This is a genomic window from Pseudomonas sp. C 49-2, assembly GCF_003970195.1.
GTDB classification, from domain to species: Bacteria; Pseudomonadota; Gammaproteobacteria; order Pseudomonadales; family Pseudomonadaceae; genus Aquipseudomonas; species Aquipseudomonas canadensis.
In genome coordinates, this window is record NZ_RXYG01000002.1 from 168,741 (window position 1) to 191,562 (window position 22,822).

At 61.1% G+C, this 22,822-nt stretch carries 21 protein-coding genes; 5 read left to right on the top strand and 16 right to left on the bottom strand.

Translation table 11 applies throughout. From position 1 onward, the window contains the following. Window positions 1-126 precede the first annotated feature (126 nt). The 11 genes from EJ576_RS04345 to EJ576_RS04395 all read right to left on the bottom strand — a co-directional run bounded on the left by EJ576_RS04345 (window position 127) and on the right by EJ576_RS04395 (window position 12,402). The gene (locus EJ576_RS04345) at window positions 127-1,416 is read right to left on the bottom strand and encodes an adenylosuccinate synthase (protein ID WP_003217505.1); all 1,290 of its coding nucleotides are present in this window, start codon (window positions 1,414-1,416) and stop codon (window positions 127-129) included. Between the two features lie 54 nt (window positions 1,417-1,470). After that, entirely contained in the window at window positions 1,471-2,658 is a 1,188-nt protein-coding gene (locus EJ576_RS04350; protein ID WP_028615516.1) for an ATP phosphoribosyltransferase regulatory subunit, read from the bottom strand. Between the two features lie 294 nt (window positions 2,659-2,952). Beyond that, entirely contained in the window at window positions 2,953-3,819 is an 867-nt protein-coding gene (hflC, locus tag EJ576_RS04355) for a protease modulator HflC (RefSeq protein WP_010213607.1), read from the bottom strand. Further along, window positions 3,819-4,994, bottom strand: a complete 1,176-nt coding sequence (gene hflK, locus EJ576_RS04360) for an FtsH protease activity modulator HflK (RefSeq protein WP_028615515.1) — start codon at window positions 4,992-4,994, stop codon at window positions 3,819-3,821. Before hflK ends, hflC begins: the two co-directional genes overlap by 1 nt. Before the next feature lie 96 nt (window positions 4,995-5,090). Further along, entirely contained in the window at window positions 5,091-6,392 is a 1,302-nt protein-coding gene (gene hflX / locus EJ576_RS04365; protein WP_016976905.1) for a ribosome rescue GTPase HflX, read from the bottom strand. A gap of 12 nt (window positions 6,393-6,404) precedes the next feature. Further along, a complete protein-coding gene (gene hfq, locus EJ576_RS04370; protein ID WP_034105706.1) occupies window positions 6,405-6,665 on the bottom strand; it encodes an RNA chaperone Hfq in 261 nt (86 codons plus the stop codon). A gap of 94 nt (window positions 6,666-6,759) precedes the next feature. Further along, window positions 6,760-7,731 carry a tRNA (adenosine(37)-N6)-dimethylallyltransferase MiaA gene (miaA, locus tag EJ576_RS04375; protein ID WP_095014472.1) on the bottom strand — a complete coding sequence of 324 codons (972 nt, stop codon included), beginning with the start codon at window positions 7,729-7,731 and terminating at the stop codon, window positions 6,760-6,762. Continuing rightward, window positions 7,731-9,647 carry a DNA mismatch repair endonuclease MutL gene (gene mutL, locus EJ576_RS04380; protein ID WP_032864089.1) on the bottom strand — a complete coding sequence of 639 codons (1,917 nt, stop codon included), beginning with the start codon at window positions 9,645-9,647 and terminating at the stop codon, window positions 7,731-7,733. Before mutL ends, miaA begins: the two co-directional genes overlap by 1 nt. Further along, complete coding sequence (locus tag EJ576_RS04385; RefSeq protein ID WP_028615511.1) at window positions 9,647-11,068, bottom strand: N-acetylmuramoyl-L-alanine amidase; 1,422 nt, start codon at window positions 11,066-11,068, stop codon at window positions 9,647-9,649. Before EJ576_RS04385 ends, mutL begins: the two co-directional genes overlap by 1 nt. A 15-nt stretch (window positions 11,069-11,083) precedes the next feature. Then, the gene (tsaE, locus tag EJ576_RS04390) at window positions 11,084-11,554 is read right to left on the bottom strand and encodes a tRNA (adenosine(37)-N6)-threonylcarbamoyltransferase complex ATPase subunit type 1 TsaE (protein WP_016976901.1); all 471 of its coding nucleotides are present in this window, start codon (window positions 11,552-11,554) and stop codon (window positions 11,084-11,086) included. After that, window positions 11,542-12,402 (bottom strand): NAD(P)H-hydrate dehydratase, encoded by an 861-nt coding sequence (locus tag EJ576_RS04395; protein WP_126569632.1) that lies wholly within the window; start codon window positions 12,400-12,402, stop codon window positions 11,542-11,544. Before EJ576_RS04395 ends, tsaE begins: the two co-directional genes overlap by 13 nt. A 63-nt stretch (window positions 12,403-12,465) precedes the next feature. On the opposite strand from EJ576_RS04395, the gene queG reads away from it, so the two are divergent. Beyond that, window positions 12,466-13,530: a tRNA epoxyqueuosine(34) reductase QueG gene (queG, locus tag EJ576_RS04400; protein WP_028615508.1), complete on the top strand. Its 1,065-nt coding sequence runs from the start codon at window positions 12,466-12,468 to the stop codon at window positions 13,528-13,530. Here the strand turns inward: queG and EJ576_RS04405 are convergent. Together EJ576_RS04405 and orn are read right to left on the bottom strand one after the other, a co-directional pair. Then, window positions 13,527-14,141 carry a trimeric intracellular cation channel family protein gene (locus tag EJ576_RS04405; RefSeq protein WP_028615507.1) on the bottom strand — a complete coding sequence of 205 codons (615 nt, stop codon included), beginning with the start codon at window positions 14,139-14,141 and terminating at the stop codon, window positions 13,527-13,529. The two genes, queG and EJ576_RS04405, sit on opposite strands and share 4 nt — an antisense overlap. Before the next feature lie 163 nt (window positions 14,142-14,304). Then, window positions 14,305-14,847: an oligoribonuclease gene (gene orn, locus EJ576_RS04410; protein WP_010563317.1), complete on the bottom strand. Its 543-nt coding sequence runs from the start codon at window positions 14,845-14,847 to the stop codon at window positions 14,305-14,307. Between the two features lie 108 nt (window positions 14,848-14,955). Here orn and rsgA point away from each other — a divergent pair, with 108 nt between their 5' ends. Continuing rightward, window positions 14,956-15,987, top strand: a complete 1,032-nt coding sequence (rsgA, locus tag EJ576_RS04415) for a small ribosomal subunit biogenesis GTPase RsgA (protein WP_122730573.1) — start codon at window positions 14,956-14,958, stop codon at window positions 15,985-15,987. A 99-nt stretch (window positions 15,988-16,086) separates the two neighbouring features. Here the strand turns inward: rsgA and motB are convergent, their stop codons facing one another. Together motB and motA are read right to left on the bottom strand one after the other, a co-directional pair. Further along, a complete protein-coding gene (motB, locus tag EJ576_RS04420; protein ID WP_122730571.1) occupies window positions 16,087-17,106 on the bottom strand; it encodes a flagellar motor protein MotB in 1,020 nt (339 codons plus the stop codon). A 3-nt stretch (window positions 17,107-17,109) separates the two neighbouring features. Further along, on the bottom strand, window positions 17,110-17,961 hold the full coding sequence (motA, locus tag EJ576_RS04425) for a flagellar motor stator protein MotA (RefSeq protein ID WP_016976894.1): 852 nt from the start codon (window positions 17,959-17,961) through the stop codon (window positions 17,110-17,112). Between the two features lie 166 nt (window positions 17,962-18,127). Here motA and EJ576_RS04430 point away from each other — a divergent pair, with 166 nt between their 5' ends. The 3 genes from EJ576_RS04430 to asd are packed head-to-tail and all read left to right on the top strand — an operon-like array spanning window position 18,128 to window position 21,412. Next, on the top strand, window positions 18,128-19,663 hold the full coding sequence (locus tag EJ576_RS04430; RefSeq protein ID WP_126569633.1) for an HDOD domain-containing protein: 1,536 nt from the start codon (window positions 18,128-18,130) through the stop codon (window positions 19,661-19,663). A gap of 57 nt (window positions 19,664-19,720) precedes the next feature. Further along, entirely contained in the window at window positions 19,721-20,536 is an 816-nt protein-coding gene (locus EJ576_RS04435; RefSeq protein ID WP_126569634.1) for a rhodanese-like domain-containing protein, read from the top strand. Window positions 20,537-20,551: 15 nt separating this feature from the next. Next, window positions 20,552-21,412, top strand: a complete 861-nt coding sequence (gene asd, locus EJ576_RS04440; RefSeq protein ID WP_123474060.1) for an archaetidylserine decarboxylase — start codon at window positions 20,552-20,554, stop codon at window positions 21,410-21,412. A gap of 118 nt (window positions 21,413-21,530) precedes the next feature. Here the strand turns inward: asd and serB are convergent, their stop codons facing one another. Continuing rightward, window positions 21,531-22,745: a phosphoserine phosphatase SerB gene (gene serB, locus EJ576_RS04445; RefSeq protein WP_028615502.1), complete on the bottom strand. Its 1,215-nt coding sequence runs from the start codon at window positions 22,743-22,745 to the stop codon at window positions 21,531-21,533. Between the last annotated feature and the right edge of the window lie 77 nt (window positions 22,746-22,822).

Here is a 22,822-nt window from a genome sequence, read left to right on the forward strand (position 1 = left end):
ACCACGGGTGCCATTAATTTGATAGCACCGCGAAAGAAAGAACCAAAGCAAGGGTCGTGCCGCCCAGGCGACAGAAACGACAAAGGGCTCCCGAAGGAGCCCTTTGCTTTTTACATCAACAGCTTATTAAGCGAACGGGTGACGCAGAACGATGGTTTCGTTGCGGTCCGGACCTGTCGAAATAATGTCGATCGGCGCACCGATCAGCTCTTCAACTCGCTTGATGTAGGCACGGGCATTAGCTGGTAGCTCTTCCAGGGTCTTGGCGCCCACGGTCGATTCGGTCCAGCCCGGCACTTCTTCGTACACTGGCTGCAGACCTACGTAGCTGTCGGCGTCGGTCGGAGCAACGTCCTTGCCTTCGGCATCTTTGTAGCCGATGCAGATATTGATGGTTTCCAGGCCGTCGAGTACGTCCAGCTTGGTCAGGCAGATGCCCGAGATGCTGTTCACATCGATAGCGCGACGCAGGATGACGGCGTCGAACCAGCCGCAACGACGAGCACGGCCGGTGGTCGCGCCGAATTCGTGACCTTGCTTGGCCAGGTGAGCGCCGACGTCGTCGAACAGCTCAGTCGGGAACGGACCCGAACCTACACGAGTGGTGTAAGCCTTGGTGATGCCCAGGATGTAGTCCAGGAACATCGGGCCAACGCCCGAACCGGTCGCAACGCCGCCAGCGGTGGTATTGGAGCTGGTCACGTACGGATAGGTGCCGTGGTCGATGTCCAGCAGGGAGCCTTGGGCGCCTTCGAACATGATGTCTTTGCCGGCACGACGCAGGTCGTGCAGCTCCGCAGTCACGTCCAGCATGAGTGGCTTGAGCAGCTCAGCGTATTCCTTGCACTCGGCCAGGGTCTTTTCGAACTCGATGGCTGGCTCTTTGTAGTAACCGACCAGCATGAAGTTGTGGTAATCCACCAGTTCACGCAGTTTGTCTTCAAAGCGCGGCATGTTGAGCAGGTCGCCCACACGCAGGCCACGACGTGCAACCTTGTCTTCGTAGGCCGGGCCGATGCCGCGACCGGTGGTACCGATCTTCAGCTCGCCACGGGCCTTTTCACGGGCCTGGTCCAGCGCAACGTGGAACGACAGGATCAGCGGGCAGGACGGGCTGATACGCAGGCGCTCGCGCACCGGCACGCCTTTCTCTTCCAGCTTGGTGATCTCACGCAGCAAGGCGTCAGGTGCAACCACCACGCCGTTGCCGATCAGGCACTGCACGCCTTCGCGCAGCACGCCCGATGGGATCAGGTGCAAGACGGTTTTTTCGCCATCGATGACCAGGGTGTGGCCAGCGTTGTGGCCACCTTGGTAGCGCACTACGGCGGCAGCATGTTCGGTCAGCAGATCAACGATCTTGCCTTTGCCCTCATCACCCCATTGGGTGCCCAGGACTACGACATTCTTACCCATAACACTTGTCCTCATTCGCGCAAACTTGGTGCCGGCGATGGCCGGCAGGAAAACTCAAGAAGCCAGTGGCGATACTTGCCAAAGCCCGTTCTGCAGAATCAATTGCCGGTCGCAGTCCGCATCACGGGCGGCGGCCAATGGCTGCCCAGGCAAAGCCTGGACGACACGCTGACCCTCACTGCGCAACTGGCAAACCTGCTGCCAGAGTGCTGCGTCCGTACTGTCGGGCATCCAAATGCCACCAGACGGTAGCTCGACCTCAGCACGCCCCAGGGTCACCAGGGTTTTCAAATCGGTGGAGAAACCAGTGGCCGGACGCGCACGACCAAAGTCGGCGCCGATATCGTCATAACGACCACCCTGGGCGATGGCTTGGCCAACACCCGGTACAAATACAGCGAACACCACACCGGTGTGGTAGTGGTAGCCGCGCAACTCACCCAGGTCAAAGTACAGCGGCAGCTCCGGGAAGCGCGCCGACAACTGCTCGGCAATCGCCAGCACGTCGTCCAGCGCAGCCAATACCGGCGCTGGCGCCTTGGCCAGGCGCTCACGGGCAGCCACCAACACTTCACGGCCGCCGCACAGGTCGACCAGTGCACGCAGCATGTCAGCCAGATCGGCAGGCACACCCGCCGTCAGGGCAATCACTTCATCGATGGCCTTGCGTTGCAGGGCATCGAACAGCTGTTGTTCCACTTCACCAGACAAACCGGCCGCACGGGCCAGGCCACGGTAGATACCGACGTGACCCAGGTCCATGTGGACATCTGGCACGTCGGCCAGTTGCAGCATGGCCAGCATCAAGCTGATCACTTCAACGTCGCTGCTCGGGCTGGCATCGCCGTACAACTCGGCGCCCAACTGAATCGGGCTACGGGACGACGACAAGGCACGCGGCTGCGCATGCAGCACACTGCCGGCGTAGCACAGGCGGCTCGGACCTTCTCGGCGCAGGGTGTGCGCATCGATGCGCGCCACTTGCGGCGTGATGTCGGCACGGAAACCCATTTGCCGGCCCGATTGCGGGTCGATGACCTTGAAGGTGCGCAGATCCAGGTCCTGGCCCGCGCCGGTCAGCAGGGATTCCAGGTACTCGATATGGGGGGTCACGACAAACTCGTAACCCCAGCTCTGGAACAGATCCAACACCTGGCGGCGCGCTACTTCAATGCGCGCAGCTTCTGGTGGCAGTACTTCTTCGATGCCATCTGGCAGCAGCCAGCGGTCTACCGTTGCCATTACGCCATTCCCCTTTGATCCGGGCGGCCAGCCCTCGGCCGAGCCTTGAGTGAAGCAGAAAACACCCGCCCCCTGCATAAACCACGCGCAAGAGCGACGTGACGAACGGCCTGTAATCGGCCTCGTCGGGCACTTTCCTCGAAAAACCTGTCACGCCTGCCGAATCAAACATGCAGACGCAAAAAAGCCGGGAATTTCCCGGCTGCCGCATCATACACCCGTTTTCTGAAAGGATCACCCCGCCAGGCGTTTTAGCCGCCCGACGGGAGTGAAACCTACAGAATCACAGGCCGGTTACTTGGACTTTTCCAGGTAGCGGAAGAAGTCGCTGCTTGGGTCCAACACCATGACGTCGGTTTTGTTTGCGAAGCTTTCACGGTAGGCGCGCAGGCTACGGTAGAACGCGTAGAACTCCTGGTCCTGGCCGTAGGCCTTGGCGTAGATCGCCGCAGCTTGAGCATCACCATCACCACGGGCCTCTTCAGACTCGCGATAAGCTTCGGCCAACAGTACACGGCGCTGACGGTCGGCATCCGCACGGATACCTTCTGCCAGCTCGTTACCCTTGGCGCGGTGCTCACGGGCTTCACGCTCACGCTCGGTGCTCATACGCTCGAACACGCTGCGGTTCACTTCCTTCGGCAGGTCGATCGCCTTGACCCGGACATCAACCACTTCGATGCCCAGCTCTTTTTCCGCCATCGTGTTCAGCGACCGCGTGATGTCAGCCATCAGCGCGTCGCGCTCACCGGATACCACCTCATGCAGGGTGCGCTTACCAAACTGGTCACGCAGACCCGATTCCAGACGGCGCGACAAACGCTCGTCGGCAATCTGCTTGAGGCCGGAGGTCGCGGTGTAGAAGCGCTCGGCATCCTTGACGCGCCACTTGGCGTAGGCGTCAACCATCACGGCTTTCTTTTCCAGGGTCAGGAAGCGCTGTGTCGGTGCATCCAGGGTCATCAGGCGGGCGTCGAACTTGCGCACCTGATTGACGTAGGGGACTTTCACATGCAGGCCCGGCTGGACATCTGCCTGGACCACGCGACCGAATTGCAGCAGCACCGCACGCTCGGTCTGAGCCACGATGTAGAAGCAGTTCCAGGCAGCGATGACCACGACGACGCCCACAATCAGGGCGGTCAGCGATTTATTGCTCATCAACGACTCTCCCTGGTACGTGTTTGCTGTTGCAGCAAGTCAGCGGCCGCACGGGCGCTCGCTTCGTTGGCAGCGGCATTGGAACCGGTGGACGGTGCACTGGTGCTGCTACGACCACCTTCGATCATCTTGTCCAGCGGCAGGTACAGCAGGTTGTTCTGCCCACCTTTGCTGCCGGTCACGAGAACCTTGCTGGTGTTGCTGAAGACTTCCTGCATGGTGTCCAGGTACAGACGCTCACGCGTGACTTCCGGCGCCTTGCGGTACTCGGCGACCAGCTTGGTAAAGCGATCCGCCTCACCCTTGGCGCGAGAGACCACTTCGTCGCGGTAACCGTTGGCATCCTCGAGGATGCGCTGGGCCTGACCACGGGCTTCCGGCACGACACCGTTGGCGTAGGTTTCAGCCTGGTTGCGCGAACGCTGCTCGTCTTCACGGGCACGAATCACGTCATCGAAGGCTTCCTGTACTTCGCGCGGTGCAGCTGCGCTCTGTACGTTGACCTGGGTGACGGTGATACCGGTGCGATAGGTATCGAGGAACCGTTGCAGGCGTTCCTTGATCTCGCTGGCCATCAATTCACGACCTTCGGTCAGCACCTGGTCCATCGCGGTCGAACCGACGACATGGCGCAGGGCACTTTCGGTAGCGTGTTGCAGGCTGATTTCCGGCTGATCAACGTTCAGCACGAAGTCCTGCAGGTTGCTGATCTTGTACTGCACGGTCAGCGGCACTTCGACGATGTTCTCGTCTTCGGTCAGCATCTGGCCCTGCTTGGTGTAGGCACGCTCACGCGTGACGTTTTCCATGTACTTCTTGTCGATCGGCGGGAAGTAGATGTTCAGGCCAGGGCCGACAGTCTCGTAGTACTTGCCGAAGCGCAGCACCACGGCCTGCTCCTGCTCGTCCACCACGTACACGGCGCTGTACAGCCATACGGCCGCCAGCACGACAAGACCCAGGCCCAGCAGGCCATAGCCGCCGCCCTTGCTTGTGCGACCGCCGTCGTCACCACCCCGTTTTTTTCCACCACCGAACAACCCATTCAGGCTTTCCTGCAGCTTTCGGAAGGCCTCGTCGAGATCTGGTGGCCCCTTGCGGTCGCCATTATTGCGGCGTTTACCACCCCAAGGATCCTGATTATTCGAGTTGCCACCCGGCTCATTCCAAGCCATAGCGCTCTCCATCTGATAAAGCAAAGACGCACCCACGGCGCGCCGACCAATGCTACAGAATGCCTGCCACTGCGGCACAACCGCTTTAGGAGGCTTTTATTGCAAAGTGTGTTGTTCGATGAACTCTGTCGGTACTACGCCCTCACGGCTGACCAGCCGATTGAGCTCCGAGCGCGGCAATCGAACGGCCAGCAAGCTGACACCTTCTTCGTCGTGTTCTTCTTTCTGTACCGCGCCCAACTCGAAAAACTGTGCACGCAGTCGAGCAAAACGCTGAGGCAAGCGCAAGGTGCCAACGAACAAATCGCCGCCGAGCAACTCGGCAATGGCCTGTTCAAGCAACTCAAGGCCACTGCCATCGCGCGCCGACAGCCAGACCCGCTGGGGCTTGCCGTTCTCATCGCGCTGGATTTGTGGCTCAACGCCTTCAAGCAAATCGAGTTTGTTATAGACCTCGAGGATCGGCAAGTCCTGGGCACCAATCTCGCCCAGCACCAGCATCACCTGTTCAATCTGCAACATGCGATCCGGTTCGGCCGCATCAATCACGTGCAGCAGCAGGTCGGAATTGCTCGACTCTTCGAGCGTAGACCGAAATGCCTCGACCAGCTTGTGCGGCAAATGACGAATGAAACCCACGGTGTCGGCCAGGACAATCGGCCCCAGGTCGTCCAGATCCAGACGACGCAAGGTCGGGTCGAGGGTGGCGAACAGTTGGTCGGCCGCGTACACGTCCGATTTCGTCACATTATTGAAGAGTGTGGATTTGCCGGCGTTGGTATAGCCCACCAGGGACACGGTCGGGATATCCGCGCGGGTACGCCCACGGCGCGATTGCTCACGCTGGCTGCGTACTTTCTCGAGGCGACCCTTGATCTGGCGCAGGCGAACCCGCAACAGGCGTCGGTCGGTTTCGAGCTGGGTTTCACCCGGACCGCGCATGCCGATGCCGCCACCTTGACGCTCAAGGTGAGTCCAGCCGCGGACCAAGCGGGTGCTCATGTGGTCAAGCTGGGCCAGTTCAACCTGGAGCTTGCCCTCATGGGTACGGGCGCGTTGGGCGAAGATATCGAGAATCAGACCGGTACGGTCGATCACGCGACACTCGAAGACACGTTCGAGGTTACGTTCCTGACTGGGCGTGAGGACGTGATTGAAGATCACCAGATCGGCTTCTTCGGCGTGCACCAGGTCGCGCAGTTCCTCGACCTTGCCGCTGCCAATCAGGAATTTGGCGGTTGGCCGATGACGCGGTACGTTAAAAAACGCAACGGTCTCGGCGCCGGCCGAATTTGCCAACTCCTGAAACTCCTGCGGATCTTCGCGCGCCTCAGGGTCCTGTCCATCCAAGTGAACGAGAATGACCCGCTCACCACCACCGTGGCGCTCAAAGAACAAAGGAGACTCCTATCAGGCGTTACCTGGCTCAGCGTCAGCTACGTCATCACCGGCAGCGCTAGGCAGACGGATTGGACGAACAGGGACGACTGTCGAGATAGCGTGCTTGTAGACCATCTGGCTGACGGTGTTTTTCAGCAGGATCACGAACTGGTCGAACGACTCGATCGTGCCTTGCAGCTTGATACCGTTGACCAGGTAGATGGAAACCCCCACTTTCTCTTTACGTAAAGTATTCAAGTAAGGGTCTTGTAGCGAATGCCCTTTTGACATGTGCCGCACTCCTTTAAGGATCAATAATAAAAAATCGGAAAATAGATAGCTTATGGCCGTCACACCCCCAAGGATAGACGGCAATTGCAAGGACTCAGCTCAATATGGAGACCGTTCCCAAGTATTTCAAGGCGCGTGACAGATTGTCGCTGTCCAGGCTGTCCAGCCAGTGCAAATCGCTCCAGCTGCGCAACCAGGTGAACTGGCGTTTCGCCAATTGGCGCGTGGCAATGATGCCGCGCTCCTGCATTTCGGCTGACGTCAGCTTGCCATCCAGATGATCCCAGACTTGGCGGTAGCCTACAGCACGTATCGAAGGTAACCCTGGATGCAGGTCACCTCTGGAACGCAGAGCTACGACCTCGTCCACAAACCCCTGTTCCAACATAATTGTGAATCTTTGTGCAATTCGATCATGCAGCACCTGGCGATTTGCCGGAGCGATGGCCAGATTCGCCACAGTATAGGGCAATTGTGACGCGCCAGATGCGCCTGCGTCAGCACTTTGCGCACTTTGTTTCAGCCGATGTTCAGTCATGGTCTGCCCGCTGACACGCCAGACTTCCAGGGCGCGAGTAAGGCGCTGGGGGTCATTGGGGTGAATGCGCGCGGCGGACACCGGGTCCACGGCGGCCAACTGGTCGTGCAGGGCTTGCCAGCCAAGGCGTGCAGCCTCTTCTTCAAGCTCGGCGCGCACCTGGGCGTCGGCCGGCGGCATATCCGCCAGGCCTTCCTGCAAAGCCTTGTAATAGAGCATCGTACCGCCCACCAGCAGCGGAATATTGCCCCGTGCGGTGATGTCGGCCATGGCCGCCAGGGCGTCGGTGCGAAAATCCGCGGCCGAATAGCTCTGCGACGGATCGATGATGTCGATCAGCTTATGCGGGTATTGGGCCAACAGCTCTTTGGAAGGCTTGGCGGTGCCGATGTCCATGTCCCGGTAAACCAGGGCAGAGTCGACACTGATCAGCTCGCACGGCAGCACTTTGGTCAGCTCGATGGCCAAGTCGGTCTTACCGGCGGCCGTGGGGCCCATCAGGAAGATCGCGGGGGGCAAGGCACTCATCAACGGCCGCGCAAGAACAGTTTGTCCAGATCGTCCAGGCCCATCTGGGTCCAGGTCGGTCGGCCATGGTTGCATTGCCCGCTGCGTTCGGTGTTTTCCATGTCGCGCAGCAGGCCGTTCATTTCCGGCAGGGCCAGGCGACGATTGGCGCGGATGGCCCCGTGGCAGGCCATGGTGCCGAGCAATTCGTTGATATGCGCCTGAATGCGGTCACTGGTGCCGTATTCCATCAGGTCCGCCAGCACATCAGCGACCAGGCGGTTGGCCTCGGCCTGTTTGAGCAACGCAGGAATCTGGCGGATGGCCAGGGTTTCCGGGCCCAGGCGCTGCAATTCAAAGCCCAGCTTCTGGAACACGCCGTGGTGTTCTTCGGCACAATCGGCCTCACGCTGACTGACGGCCAGGGACTCCGGCACCAGCAGCGGCTGGCCGCTGAGACCTTCGCTGGCCATGGCGATCTTGAGGCGTTCGTACATGATCCGCTCGTGGGCGGCGTGCATGTCCACCAGCACCAGGCCATGGGCGTTTTCCGCCAGAATGTAGATGCCCTTGAGCTGCGCCAACGCGTAGCCCAGCGGCGGGATATCTCCACCGCCTTCCGGCAAGGCCACAGGCGTGCCCGGTTCGGCACCTGGCAGCGGCGCGAAAAACTCGCGGTAAGCCGCCTGGGCCTCAGCCACCGGCACTGCCGATTGAGGGCGCGGCGTATATTGGTATTGATAACCCGAGCCGGCGCCAGCATTCGGCGCGGTATAGGCAGGTTGCGACTGCGGCGATTGCAGCAGGTTGGCCGCCAGGCTCATTTCGCCCTGAGGGCCGAACTCACCGGCTTGCGGGCCACTCGGGCGGACCACGGCCGTCACAATCGGCGCGGACAGCTGATCATCCGGACGTACATCACCCAGCGTGCGGTGCAAGGTGCCATAGAGGAAGTCATGCACCATGCGCCCATCACGGAAGCGTACTTCGTGCTTGGTGGGGTGCACGTTGACGTCCACTACCGACGGGTCGACTTCAAAGAACAACACAAACGTCGGATGACGCCCGTTGAACAGCACATCGCGATAGGCCTGGCGCACCGCGTGGGCCACCAGCTTGTCGCGCACCGCACGGCCATTCACAAAGAAATACTGCAAGTCCGCCTGGCTGCGGGAGAAGGTCGGCAAACCAACCCACCCCCACAGGCGCAAGCCATTGCGCTCGATTTCAATCGGCAGCGCCTGCTCAAGGAAACCCGGCCCGCAAATCGCCGACACACGGCGAGCGCGCGCGGCGTCATCGTGGGCTTCGTGCAGGCTGAGGATGGTCTTGCCGTTATGCCGCAGGTGGAACGCCACATCGAAGCGAGCCAAAGCCAAGCGCTTGATGACTTCCTGCAGGTGATCGAATTCGGTTTTCTCAGCCTTGAGGAATTTACGCCGCGCCGGGGTATTGAAGAACAGGTCGCGCACTTCCACCGACGTACCGACGGGATGGGCTGCCGGCTGGACCCGAGGCGCCATGTCGCGACCTTCGGTTTCCACTTGCCAGGCCTGCTCGGCGCTGCGGGTGCGGGACGTCAGGGTCAGGCGCGCCACAGAACTGATGGACGCCAGGGCCTCACCGCGAAAGCCCAGGCTCATCACCCGCTCAAGGTCTTCCAGATCGCGAATCTTGCTGGTGGCGTGACGGGCCAGGGCCAGCGGCAGATCGTCGGACGAGATACCGCTGCCATCGTCACGCACGCGCAGCAGCTTGACGCCACCCTGCTCCACGTCGACATCAATGCGCTTGGCGCCGGAGTCGATGCTGTTTTCCAGCAGCTCCTTGATCACCGATGCCGGACGCTCCACAACCTCGCCCGCCGCAATCTGGTTGGCAAGGCGCGGGCTGAGCAGTTCGATGCGTGAGCCGTTATCCAGGATCGAGTCGCTCATTACTGCGCCGCCAATTCGGTGCCAGGGATGGTCAACACCTGGCCGACTTTCAATTCATCAGTCTTCAGGTTGTTGGCGCTGCGCAAGGTAGCGGCCGACACCTGGAAACGCACAGCCAGCATGGCCAGGGTGTCGCCGGGCTGTACGCGATGGTCGCGCGGGCCCTGGGCGATCTTCCCGGAGTCGCGCAGCCAGGCGATGTAGGTGCCCGGTGGCGGATTCTGCTGGAAGAACTGGCGCACACCGGCACTGATGGAACGCGCCAGCGCTTGCTGGTGGCTGGCACTGGCCAGCTTCGAGGCTTCATTGGAGTTGGAGATAAACCCGGTCTCTACCAGGATCGACGGAATATCCGGCGACTTCAACACCATGAATCCTGCTTGTTCTACGCGCTGTTTGTGCAGCGAGGTCACGCGGCCGATATTGCTTAGGACTTTCTGACCGACGTTCAAGCTGGACGTCAGCGAAGCGGTCATCGACAAGTCGAGCAGCACGCCGGCGAGCATTTTGTCCTTGTCATCGAGGGAGACGTTGCCGGCCCCGCCGATCAAGTCAGAACGGTTTTCACTGTCGGCCAGCCAGCGCGCGGTTTCGGACGTCGCGCCGCGATCCGACAGAGCGAACACCGAGGCACCGAAGGCCGCAGTAGACGGCGCGGCGTCGGCATGGATCGAGACGAACAGGTCGGCGCCCTTCTTACGGGCGATTTCGGTACGGCCACGCAACGGAATGAAGTAGTCGCCGGTGCGGGTCAGCTCAGCGCGATAACCTTTCATCGCGCTGATCTGGCGCTGCAGTTCACGGGCGATCGCCAGTACGACGTCTTTTTCATGCTGGCCGCGTGAGCCGGAGGCGCCCGGGTCTTCACCGCCGTGACCAGCGTCGATCACTACGATGATGTCACGCTTGCCGGCCGGAGCCGGTGGCGGCGGAGGCAGCTTGACCTGCGGTTGCGACGGGTTGACCGGCACAGCCGGCACCGTCGCGACGCTTGGAGGCGGTGCAGGCGGCGGGTTGGCATCGGCGGCGTTGTCGAACAGGTCGACCACCAGTCGGTTGCCGTACTGGGCGTTGGGCGCCAGGGAGAAGCTTTTTGGGGTCACGACCTTTTTCAGGTCGATCACCACACGCAGGTCGGTCGGCGTGCGTTGGGCCGAGCGCATCGCGGTAATCGGGGTGTTGGCGGTGGACACTTTCAACGGCGCGGCCAGGGTCGCGCCATTGATGTCAATCACCAGGCGATCAGGCGACGTCAAGGTAAAGACGCTGTGCTGGACCGGCCCAGACAGGTCGAACACCAGTCGCGTGTTATCCGGCGCTCGCCACAGGCGAACACTCTTCACCTGAGAAGCAGCCAGAGCATTGACAGTCATTGCCGCAAGCAACACCCCCACGACAGCAACCAACGCGCGAAAGCGCATACCTAACCCCACCAATTATTTGAATTCCAATGCCAAAGCGGCGCACCAAGACTGGCCGCGCGCGCTCTGGGGCAACAACTTCAACTGACGTCCATGCTCATGCGGCGTAATGGTAATGGTCATGTCAGGCTTTGGCAAAAAGCCTGTGCCTTTATCTGGCCACTCGATCAGGCACAACGCATCTTCATCGAAGTAATCCCGGATACCCATGTATTCCAGCTCTTCGGGGTCCACCAGACGATAGAGGTCAAAGTGGAAGGCGCGTACTGCACCGATCTCGTAGGGTTCTACCAGGGTGAACGTAGGGCTTTTTACTGCTCCCGTATGACCCAACCCTCGGATAATCCCTCGGGAGAGCGTGGTCTTGCCCGCCCCCAAATCGCCTTCCAGAAAGATCAGCCCAGCTCCGGCCGTCACCTGCGCAATGCGTTGCCCGAACGCAACCATGGCTTCTTCATCAGCCAGGAAAAGGATTACTTCAGACACGGCGACTGCTCCTCCAGCAATTGACGAATGGCGGGTATCAAGTCGCTGGCAGCCAAGCCGCGACCAAAGGTGCCCTGGCGATCGCCCGCCGTGGCATGCAACCAAACCGCCAGGCAGCTTGCCTCATAAGCCGGCATGCCCTGGGCCAGCAACGCGCCCACCAGACCGGCCAGGACATCACCAAGCCCCGCCGCTGCCATCGCTGGATGGCCCTGGTCACACCGTGAAACACGTCCGTCCGGGCTGGCAATCAACGTTCCAGCCCCCTTGAGGATAGCCACTGCATTGAATGTCTGACTCAACGCGCGCGCCACCTTAAGACGATCGGCCTGAACCTCGGCTGTCGAAATACCCAGCAACCGCGCCGCCTCCCCTGGATGCGGGGTGATCACGCAGTTGGCCGGCAAGCTGACGCCGCCGCTGGCGAGTTGGTTCAAGGCGTCGGCGTCCCAGACTTGCGGCTGATTGGCGTTGGCGGCGACGGACAGCAGGCTTTTGCCCCAGGACGCATCACCCAGCCCAGGCCCGATCACAATGACCGAGATCTTTTCCAACAGGCCCATCAGTTGATTGGCCGAGCTCACGCCGACGGTCATGACTTCCGGCAAGCGGGCCAAAGCGGCCGACACGTGTTCCAGGCGCGTCGCCAGGGACACCATCCCCGCACCACTGCGCAAGGCACTTTCGGCACTGAGCAAGGCTGCGCCGCCAAAGCCGCGGTCGCCGCCAATGACTAACAAGTGGCCAAACTGGCCTTTATGGGCGTCCGGGGAACGCGCCGCCAGTTGCGGCAGATGGCCGTGCAACAGGGGCTGTACGTCGGTTATTGCGTGTTTTGTCTGCGGCATGCGTCTTCAAGCTCCGATGTCTGGCAGAATTATACGCATCTAACTTGTGGTTTCCCGTGTCTCATGCCTGCTATTACGTCCGATCTTCCCGCCCTCGCCCAATCGATCAAAGACTGGGGCCGCGAGTTGGGCTTTCAACAAGTCGGCATCAGCGGCCTGGACCTCGCCGAGCATGAACAGCACCTGCAACGCTGGCTCGACGCGGGCTACCACGGCGAGATGGACTACATGGGCGCCCACGGCAGCAAACGCTCCCACCCCGACGAACTGGTGCCCGGCACCTTGCGCGTGGTGTCGCTGCGCATGGACTACCTGCCGGGCGATACGCAAATGGCCCAATTGCTGGCCAAGCCGGAAAAAGCCTATATCTCCCGTTACGCCTTGGGCCGCGACTACCACAAGCTGATCCGCAAGCGCGTGCAGCAACTGGCCGACCGCATTCAAGCGCAGATCGGCCCTTTCGGCTTCCGCGCCTTTGTCGACAGCGCGCCTGTGCTGGAAAAAGCCATCGCCGAAAAAGCCGGGCTGGGCTGGATCGGTAAAAACACCCTGGTCCTCAATCGCAAGGCCGGCAGCTATTTCTTCCTCAGCGAGCTGTTTGTCGACTTGCCGCTGCCGATCGACGCGCCCCACAGCACCGAACATTGCGGCCGTTGCACTGCTTGCCTGGATATCTGCCCCACCAATGCCTTCGTCGGCCCTTACGTACTGGACGCCCGACGCTGCATTTCCTACCTGACCATCGAGCTGAAGAACGCGATCCCCGAGGAGCTGCGCCCCCTGATCGGCAACCGTGTGTTCGGTTGCGATGACTGTCAGATCGTATGCCCATGGAATCGTTTCGCCCGCCCTACCGCTGAAAGCGATTTCAAGCCACGCCACAATCTGGATAACGCGGAGTTGGCCGAACTGTTTATGTGGGACGAGGATAAATTCCTCAGCAGCACCGAAGGCTCACCGCTGCGTCGCGCCGGCTACGAGCGCTGGTTGCGCAATCTTGCGGTGGGCCTGGGCAATGCGCCGTCGAGCATTCCAGTGTTGGAGGCCTTGAAGGCGCGCCGGGATTACCCGTCGGAATTGGTGCGTGAACATGTGGAATGGGCGCTGAACCAGCACGCTACGCGCTAGTGCACGTCGTCGTTGTAGACGAACTTGGGCATTTCCCAGTGAAAACGGATCGCCAGCAGCCGCAATAGAAAGCCGCTGAACAGGGTCAGCAGGATCGACTGTTCACTGGGCAGCTCCAGATAAAGGCAGAGCATGTAGAACCAGGCGGCGAGGAACGACACGCTGGCGTACAGCTCGCGGCGGAAGATCAGCGGGATGTCGTTGCAGAAGATGTCTCGCAGGATGCCACCGAAAACTCCAGTGATCACACCACTGACCGACGCCACCAGCATGCCGTGGCCCATCTCCAACGCGGTCATGCAACCAATCAGGGTGAACGCCACCAGGCCCACGGCGTCCAGCGCCAGGAACAACGAGCGCAGACGACGCATCAGCGGTGCGATAAAGATCGTCACCAGTGCGGCAATCGAGGTCAGCACCAGGTATTCCGGGTGTTTGACCCAGGTCAGCGGGTAATGCCCGAGCAGCACGTCGCGCACCGAACCACCGCCCAACGCTGTGACACAGGCGATCAGCACTACACCAAACCAGTCCATGCCGCGCCGCCCGGCCGACAGCGCGCCGGTCATGGCTTCGGCAGTGATGGCGATGAGGTAGAGCATCAGCAGCATGAGGGCGATCCTTGCGATTTTGTAGTGAGCGGGCTTGCCCCGCGCTGGGGTGCGTAGCAGCCCCCAAAAGCCAGCGATGATATCCGTTTGTAGGTGCGTGTTGGCTAAATTAGGGCTGCTTCGCACCCCAGCGCGGGGCAAGCCCGCTCACTACAGGGCCAGATCAAGCCTTGATGAAATGCTTGCGGTAATGCTGCAGCTCGGCAATCGACTCGCGGATATCGTCCAGTGCCAGGTGAGTGCTGCCTTTATGGAAGCTGTCTTTGACTTCCGGCGCCCAACGCGCGGCCAGCTCTTTAAGCGTGGACACATCCAGGTTGCGGTAGTGGAAGTAGCTTTCCAGCGCCTTCATATGCGTATAAAGGAAACGACGGTCCTGGCAGATGCTGTTGCCGCAGATCGGCGACTTGCCCTTGGGCACCCACTTTTCCAGGAAGGCGATGGTTTCGGCTTCGGCTTCGGCCATGCTGACGCGGCTGTCGCGTACGCGCTGGGTCAGGCCGGAGTTGCCGTGGGTGCGGGTGTTCCACTCGTCCATGGTGGCGAGCACGGCGTCGCTGTGGTGAATGGCGATCACCGGACCTTCGGCCAAGGTGTTGAGGTTGCTGTCGGTGACAATCGTCGCCATCTCGATGATGACATCGGTGTCGGGGTTCAGACCGGTCATTTCCAGATCGATCCAAATCAGGTTCTGTGGGTTTTGCATGGCTTGATTCTCTTGGCACCTTGGCGTAGCTGCGCAGTTTAGCAGGCGGGGGCGTGCTAGACTCGCCACCGTTTTACCCAACTTTTGCATTATCGACACGGAACACCAATGGCCAAACGCCAGCTCAATCGTCGCCAAAACTGGCGCATCGAAAAGATTCAAGGTGAACGCGCCGCTCGCGCCGCCAAACGTGAATCCTCCGCCGTAGAAGCGCTTGAAGGCGGCGACCTGGGCCCCGAGCAAACGGGCCTGGTGATCGCGCACTTTGGTGTGCAGGTCGAAGTCGAGGCGCTGGAAGGCGAACTCGCGGGCTCGGTCTCCCGTTGCCACCTGCGCGCCAACCTGCCGGCGCTGGTCACCGGCGACAAAGTGGTCTGGCGTGCCGGCAACCAAGGCATCGGCGTGATCGTCGCCCAGTTGCCACGCACCACCGAACTGCGCCGCCCGGACAGCCGTGGCCAGCTCAAGCCGGTGGCGGCCAACGTCGACATGATCGTCATCGTATTCGCCCCGCTGCCCGAGCCACATGCCAACCTGATCGACCGCTATCTGGTCGCAGCCGAGCACGCTGGCATTCGCCCACTGTTGCTGTTGAACAAATTTGACTTGATCGACGAGCAAAACGCCCCCGCGCTGAATGCCCTGCTCGCGGTATACCGCACGCTCGGTTACCCGGTGCTGGAAGTTTCGGCGCATCACGGCAATGGCATGGAACAGCTGCAACAGCAGTTGGACGGGCGCATCAGCGTGTTTGTCGGCCAGTCGGGCGTGGGCAAATCCTCGCTGGTCAACAGCCTGCTGCCGGAAGTCGACACCCGCGTAGGCCCGCTGTCGGAACTGTCCGGCCAGGGCACCCACACCACCACCACCGCGCGGTTGTTCCACTTCCCCGGTGGCGGTGAGTTGATCGACTCCCCAGGCATCCGCGAATTCGGCCTCGGCCACGTCAGCCGCAGCGATGTGGAAGCGGGCTTTATCGAGTTCAACGACCTGATCGGCACCTGCCGCTTCCGCGACTGCAAACACGACCGCGAGCCGGGCTGTGCGTTGCTCAAGGCGCTGGAGGATGGGCGTGTGCAGCAGCAGCGGATGAATAGCTATCGGTCGATTATTGCGAGTTTGCCGGAGAGCAATTACTGAGAATTGTGGCGAGGGAGCAAGCTCCCTCGCCACAAAAAGCTCACCCTACAGATAGAAACAACAAGGCCGCGATCATCGCGGCCTTGTTGTATGTGAAGCTTACGAACCCGTACCAGGCACCGTAGGATCCTTCACCCCACCATCATCAAACAAATTCAGCTTCTGGCGCAGCTCATGCGCCGGCAGCGGCTCTTGCCCTGGCGGAATGGCGTTCGGGTCGACCGGTACTTCGCCAGGCGCGCCTGAACCTTGGGTGGGTTGCGGCGCTGGCGGCTGATCACCCTCAATCGCACGCTGGGCCTTTTTGGTCAGCACTACGATGTCGATCCGGCGGTTGACCGGGTTGAACGGGTCTTGATGATCAAACAACTGCGATGAAGCAAAGCCCACCACCCGTGCCACTTGCGGGTCCGGATAGCTGCCGGCTACCAGCGCGCGGCGAGCGGCATTGGCGCGGTTGGCCGAGAGTTCCCAGTTGCCGAAGTCGCCCTGACCTGCGTACGGCTTGGCGTCGGTGTGGCCGCTGATGCTGATCTTGTTCGGCACTGCCTTGATGGTGTCGGCCATGGCCAGCAGGATGTCTTCAAAGTACGGCTTCAAGCGCGCGCTGCCGGAGTCGAACATCGGCCGGTTGGCCGCGTCGGTGATCTGGATACGCAAACCTTCAGGCGTGATCTCAAAGGAAATCTGGTCCTTGAATTTCAGCAGTTGCGGGTTTTCCTCAACCTTGGTCTGCAGTTCTTGCAGCAACAGTTCAAGACGTTCCTGCTCGACCTGTTCGGCCATGGATTCAACGGTATCGCGCTCGATCGGGATTTTTTCCTGGGGCGATTCGGTTTGCACTTCCGGGTTGATGGTGCGCTCAGGCGCCAACTGGGGCGAACCGCCCAGGTCGATCACGAAGGGCGTGCCGCTTTCCGAGAAACCAATCGGGTCTTTGAAGTAGCCGGCGATGGCGATCTTCTGTTCCGGCGTGGCGGTGGACATCAGCCACAGCACCAGGAAGAACGCCATCATCGCCGTCGCAAAGTCGGCGAAGGCGATTTTCCAGGCGCCGCCATGGTGCCCCGCAGCGAAGCGCTTGACGCGCTTGATGATTATCGGCTGATTGTTTTCCATGGCTTAGCGACCGCGAACCGCTTGTTCCAGCTCGGCGAAGCTTGGGCGATGTTTCGGGTACAACACCTTGCGGCCGAACTCCACTGCCAGCGACGGCGGCATGCCGGAAGCGGAAGCGACCAGGCTGGCCTTGATCGATTCGTACAGGTTGATTTCTTCCTTGGCGTCGTGGGCCAGGGAGGTGGCCAACGGGCCGAAGAAGCCGTAGGCCGCGAGAATACCGAAGAAGGTACCGACCAGTGCCGCACCGACGTGCATACCGATGGCAGCCTGGTCGCCCTCACCCAGGGACGCCATGGTCACCACGATACCGAGCACCGCCGCGACGATACCGAAACCCGGCATACCGTCAGCGATGCCAGTCACAGCGTGGGAGGGATGCTCCAGCTCTTCTTTAAGGCTGAACAACTCCATGTCGAACAGGCCTTCCAGCTCATGGGGGGCCATGTTGCCGGAGGACATGATGCGCAGGTAGTCACAGATGTAGGCGGTCATGCGCTCATCTTTGAGCACGGCCGGGTATTTGGCGAAAATCGGGCTGGCGGCTGCGTCTTCGATGTCGGCCTCGATGGCCATCATGCCTTCGCGGCGGCTCTTGTTGAGGATCTCGTAGACCAGGCCCAGAACCTCCAGATAGAAGGTGTGAGTGAAGCGCGAACCGAACATGCCCAGGGACTTCTTGACCACGTGCATGGTCATGTAGCCGGGGTTGGCCTGCAAGAATGCGCCGAACGCCGCACCACCGATAATCAGCACTTCGAAGGGCTGGATCAACGCAGCAATTTTACCGTGGGACAGGACGTAGCCACCGAGCACGCTTGCGATGACGACGATGATGCCGATAATTTTAGCCATAGGGGATGAGTACTTGCGCCGTCGGGTTCATGGACATATTGGGTGTAGCAGAAAACTCTTGTTCTACTTATCGGCAAAACTGCGCCAGACTATAGCCCGTTAAGGCGAAAAGCCAGTTCGGCCCGCTCCGGGCGTGTAGACCGCAAGTGATGATCGCGCCCCTATCATGGCTAATGAAACGACAGTCCCAACTGCAAAACCGACCTCTCTCGCCGCTTGGGTCAAGCGCCTGGACGATGTGCTGCTGCCTGTGCCCCAGGCCAGCCACGACCGTGTGTGCAAAGGCATCCGCGACAGCCGCAGTTCATTGCGAGATATTGCCGAGCTGATGCAAAGCAGCCCGGCGCTCGTGCTCAGCGTGATGCGCGAGGCCAACAGCCACACCCATGGCAGCCTGGCGGAACCGGCGGAAAACCTCGAAGTGGCGCTCAATCGCCTGGGCCTCAAGCGCGCCGAAGAACTGCTGGCGCGCCTGCCCTCGGTGCCGGCCAACGAGATTCCTGTGGCATTGCGCCAATTGTTGCTGGTGAGCCAGCACGCTTCGCAGCAAGCCAACGGTTTGTTCGGCAGCCGCCTGGCGCGACTGTGGCAGGACATTCACTGGGGCAGCCTGCTGTTTCTATCGCCGCTGTGGCCGATGGCGGTCGCCTACCCCAAACTCCTCGAAGAATGGGAACTGCGGGTGATCCACAAAGGCCAATCGGCGCGCGAGGTCGAGCAAGCGTTGTTCGGCGTGCGCTTGCTGGACCTGTGCGTCGCCCTGACCGAAGCCTGGCACTTACCGATCTGGGTATCCCAGGGCTACAAGCTGCTGATGAGCGAGAAACGCTTGCTGGTCAAGGCGCTGCACATCGCCCGCGAAGACGACCCATTGCGCCACCAGCAATTGCTCGACGCCGAACCCAATCTGCGCCGCTGGTTGAACCAGCCGGCCAACACCGTGTTGCTGGCCAACGGCCTGGCGATGTCGGCCCAGGAGTCCTGGACCTGCCCGCACACCGAACGCTGGCAATTGCTCACTGCGCTGTACCTGCAACAGCCTTTGGGCGAGGTGCAGCAACTGGTCCACCAACAGGCTGTCACCAGCGCCCGCACCGCCTTGATGCCCGACCTCTGGCACCCGGCGCTGTCGCTGATCTGGCCGTGGCATGTACAGAAGATTCATCGCGGCCTGCTCCCAGCGCCGCCGCCCACTGCCGAGGCTCTGGCCGTGTGGCGCAAGCGCTGCACCGAGCTGCTGGTAGAGCCGAGCCGCTTTGCCAACGCCATGCACTTGACCACCTGCGCCAAGGAGGCCCTGGTGGCCAGTGGTATGCAGCGAGTCATGTTGTTGATGGCTGACCGCGCCATGAGCACCTTGCGTGTGCACCAGGCCGATGGCCTGCCGAAGGATGCGGCCAATTTGTGCCTGGATGTGGTCAACAGTACGTTGCTGCAGCGCTTGCTGGAAAAGTCCGCCCAAGTACGCCTCAACCCTGAAAACCACGCGCAGTTTTCGGCTTTGCTGCCGCCGATCCTGCGCCGCCTGTTCACCGGCGAACACCTGTTGCTGCGCTCCTTGAGCTGCAATGGCAAGGTGGTGATGCTGATGGTGGCCGATCAGGGCGGCGGGCCGTTCTCGGAAACCACCGTGCAGGCCTTCGGCAAAACGGCCCAATGCATCGAGAAAGCCCTGCACTGCTTTACCAACCGCAGCGCCTGATGCTTGCGCTACAATCGCCGTCTTTTATCGCCAACATTTGTGCCCAGGAGACCTCACATGCCTGACTTCTCTGGCTTGCCGCTGGTGATCGAATCCAGCGACCTGCTTGGTCGCCTCGATGCCGAACACCTGATACTGGTGGACCTCACCAGTGCCGCCCGCTACGCCGAAGGGCATATCCCCGGCGCGCATTTCGTTGACCCCAAGCGCACCCAACTGGGCCAGCCGCCGGCACCCGGCCTGCTGCCCAACAAGGCTGATCTTGAGAAACTGTTCGGCGAACTGGGCCATACACCGGACGCCACCTACGTGGTCTACGACGACGAAGGCGGCGGCTGGGCCGGACGATTCATCTGGATGCTCGACGTGATCGGCCACCAGAAGTACCACTACCTGGACGGCGGCCTGCTGGCCTGGCTGCAAGAAAAGCACCCGGTCTCGACCGACGTGCCCGCCCCCGTCGGCGGCCCGGTCAGCCTCACGCTGCACGACGGTCCCACCGCCACCCGCGAATACCTGCAAAGCCGCTTGGGCGCTGCCGACCTGGGCATCTGGGACGCACGCGGCCCGCTGGAGTATTCCGGCGAAAAGGTCCTCGCAGCCAAAGGCGGACACATCCCCGGCGCCGTGAACTTCGAATGGACCGCCGGCATGGACAAGGCGCGCAACCTGCGTATCCGCCGCGACATGCCGCAGATCCTCGAAGACCTGGGGCTGACCAAAGACAAAGAAATCATCACCCACTGCCAGACTCACCACCGCTCTGGCTTCACCTACCTGGTGGCCAAGGCGCTCGGTTATCCGCGAGTCAAAGGTTATGCCGGTTCCTGGGGCGAATGGGGCAACCACCCCGACACCCCCGTCGAGATTTAAGGTTTAAGGACAGTTATGAAAAAGCAGTTGTTTATCCTCAGCCAGTACTTGCTGCCGCACCACTTGCTATCGCGCCTGGCCGGTTGCATCGCCGAATGCCGTGTGCGCTGGTTCAAGAATGCGTTCACCACGTGGTTCGCCAAGCGTTATCAAGTGGACATGTCCCAGGCCCTGGTTGAAGACGTGACCGCCTACGAGCACTTCAACGCCTTCTTCACCCGCGCCCTGAAAGACGGCGCGCGCCCACTGGATCAAACCCCAGGCGCGGTGTTGAGCCCTGCCGATGGTGCGGTCAGCCAACTGGGCCCGATCGAGCATGGCCGGGTGTTCCAGGCCAAGGGCCACAGCTTCAGCGTGCTGGAGTTGCTAGGTGGTGATTCGGCCGTAGCAGCGCCGTTCATGGGCGGTGATTTCGCCACCATCTACCTGTCGCCAAAGGACTACCACCGGGTGCACATGCCGTTGGCCGGCACGCTGCGTGAGATGGTCTACATCCCGGGTCGCATCTTCTCGGTGAACCAGACTACCGCTGAAAACGTACCTGAACTGTTCGCGCGCAACGAGCGCGTTGCCTGCATTTTCGACACCGAACGCGGCCCGATGGCCGTGGTATTGGTGGGTGCGATGATTGTGGCGTCGATTGAAACCGTGTGGGCAGGGCTGGTGACGCCGCCGAAGCGCGAGCTGAAAACCTTCCGCTACGACGAGGCTGCACGCGCGCCGATTCATCTGGAAAAAGGTGCAGAGCTGGGTCGCTTCAAGCTGGGTTCGACGGCGATCGTGCTGTTCGGGCCGGATCAGGTGAAGTGGGCTGAAGAGTTGGTGGCGGGTACGCCAGTACAGATGGGCCAGGGCATGGCACTGCCAAAAGCCTAACGCAGAACCCAATGTGGGAGCTGGCTTGCCTGCGATGACAATGGTGAATCCAACACCGCTATCGCAGGCAAGCCAGCTCCCACATTGTTGATCCCATTCCTCCAGCGGGATCGGAGGGTTACAGCTGACCGTCGCGGTCGCGGAAGCCCAGCAGATACAACACCCCATCCAACCCCAAGGTCGAAATCGCCTGCTTGGCCGACTGCTTCACCAACGGCTTGGCGCGGAACGCCACACCTAACCCGGCAATCGCCAGCATCGGCAAGTCATTCGCCCCGTCGCCGACCGCAATGGTCTGCTCCAGACGCAAACCTTCCTTGTGAGCTAGCTCCTTCAGCAGATCTGCCTTGCGCTGTGCGTCGACAATCGGCTCCACGGCCACGCCAGTCACCTTGCCATCCACCACTTCCAGCTCGTTAGCGAACACGTAGTCGATGCCCAGCTTGGCCTGCAATTGCTTGGCGAAGTAGGTGAAGCCACCCGACAGGATCGCGGTCTTGTAACCCAGGCGCTTGAGTTCGGCGAACAGGGTCTCGGCGCCTTCGGTCAGGCGCAGGGAGGCGCCGATGGAGTCCAGCACGCTCACGTCCAGGCCTTTGAGCAGCGCGAGGCGCTCCTTGAAGCTGGCGCGGAAATCCAGCTCACCGGCCATGGCGCGCTCGGTGATTTCGGAAACCTGCTCGCCCACACCGGCGGCTTTGGCCAACTCGTCGATGACTTCAGCCTCGATCAGCGTGGAGTCCATGTCGAACACCGCCAGACGGCGGTTGCGGCGGAACAGCGAGTCTTCCTGGAACGCGATATCGACATTCAGCTCCTGGGCCACGCTGAGGAACTCGGCACGCAGGGCTTGCGGGTCGGCCGGCTCACCGCGCACGGAGAACTCGATGCAGCCCTTGCCTTTGTCGGCCGGGGTGTCCAACGGCATACGACCCGACAGACGGTCGATATGGTCGATATTCAAGCCGTATTGCGCAGTAATGGAGCTGACGCGCTGCAACTGTTCGGCGGTGACCTTGCGGGTCAGCAGCGTCACGATGTGGCGTTTCTTGCCTTGGCCGGCGACCCATTGCTGGTAGTCCTCTTCGGAGACCGGGGTGAAACGCACCTGTTGATCAAGCTTGTACGCCGTAAACAGGATGTCCTTGAGCACCGAAGATGCCTGTTCAGTGCTCGGGATCTCGACCAGGATGCCGAAGGACAAGGTGTCGTGGATCACCGCCTGACCGATGTCGAGAATGTTCACACCACCCTGGGCCAGAACACCGGTAATGGCTGCGGTCAGACCTGGGCGGTCTTCCCCCGTGATGTTTATCAGGACAATTTCGCGCAAGGCGCACCCCCAGGCTGGAAAAAAACCGCATTCTACCCACTTTCAGTGACCATCGGGCACAGCCAGCGCTTTGCCGG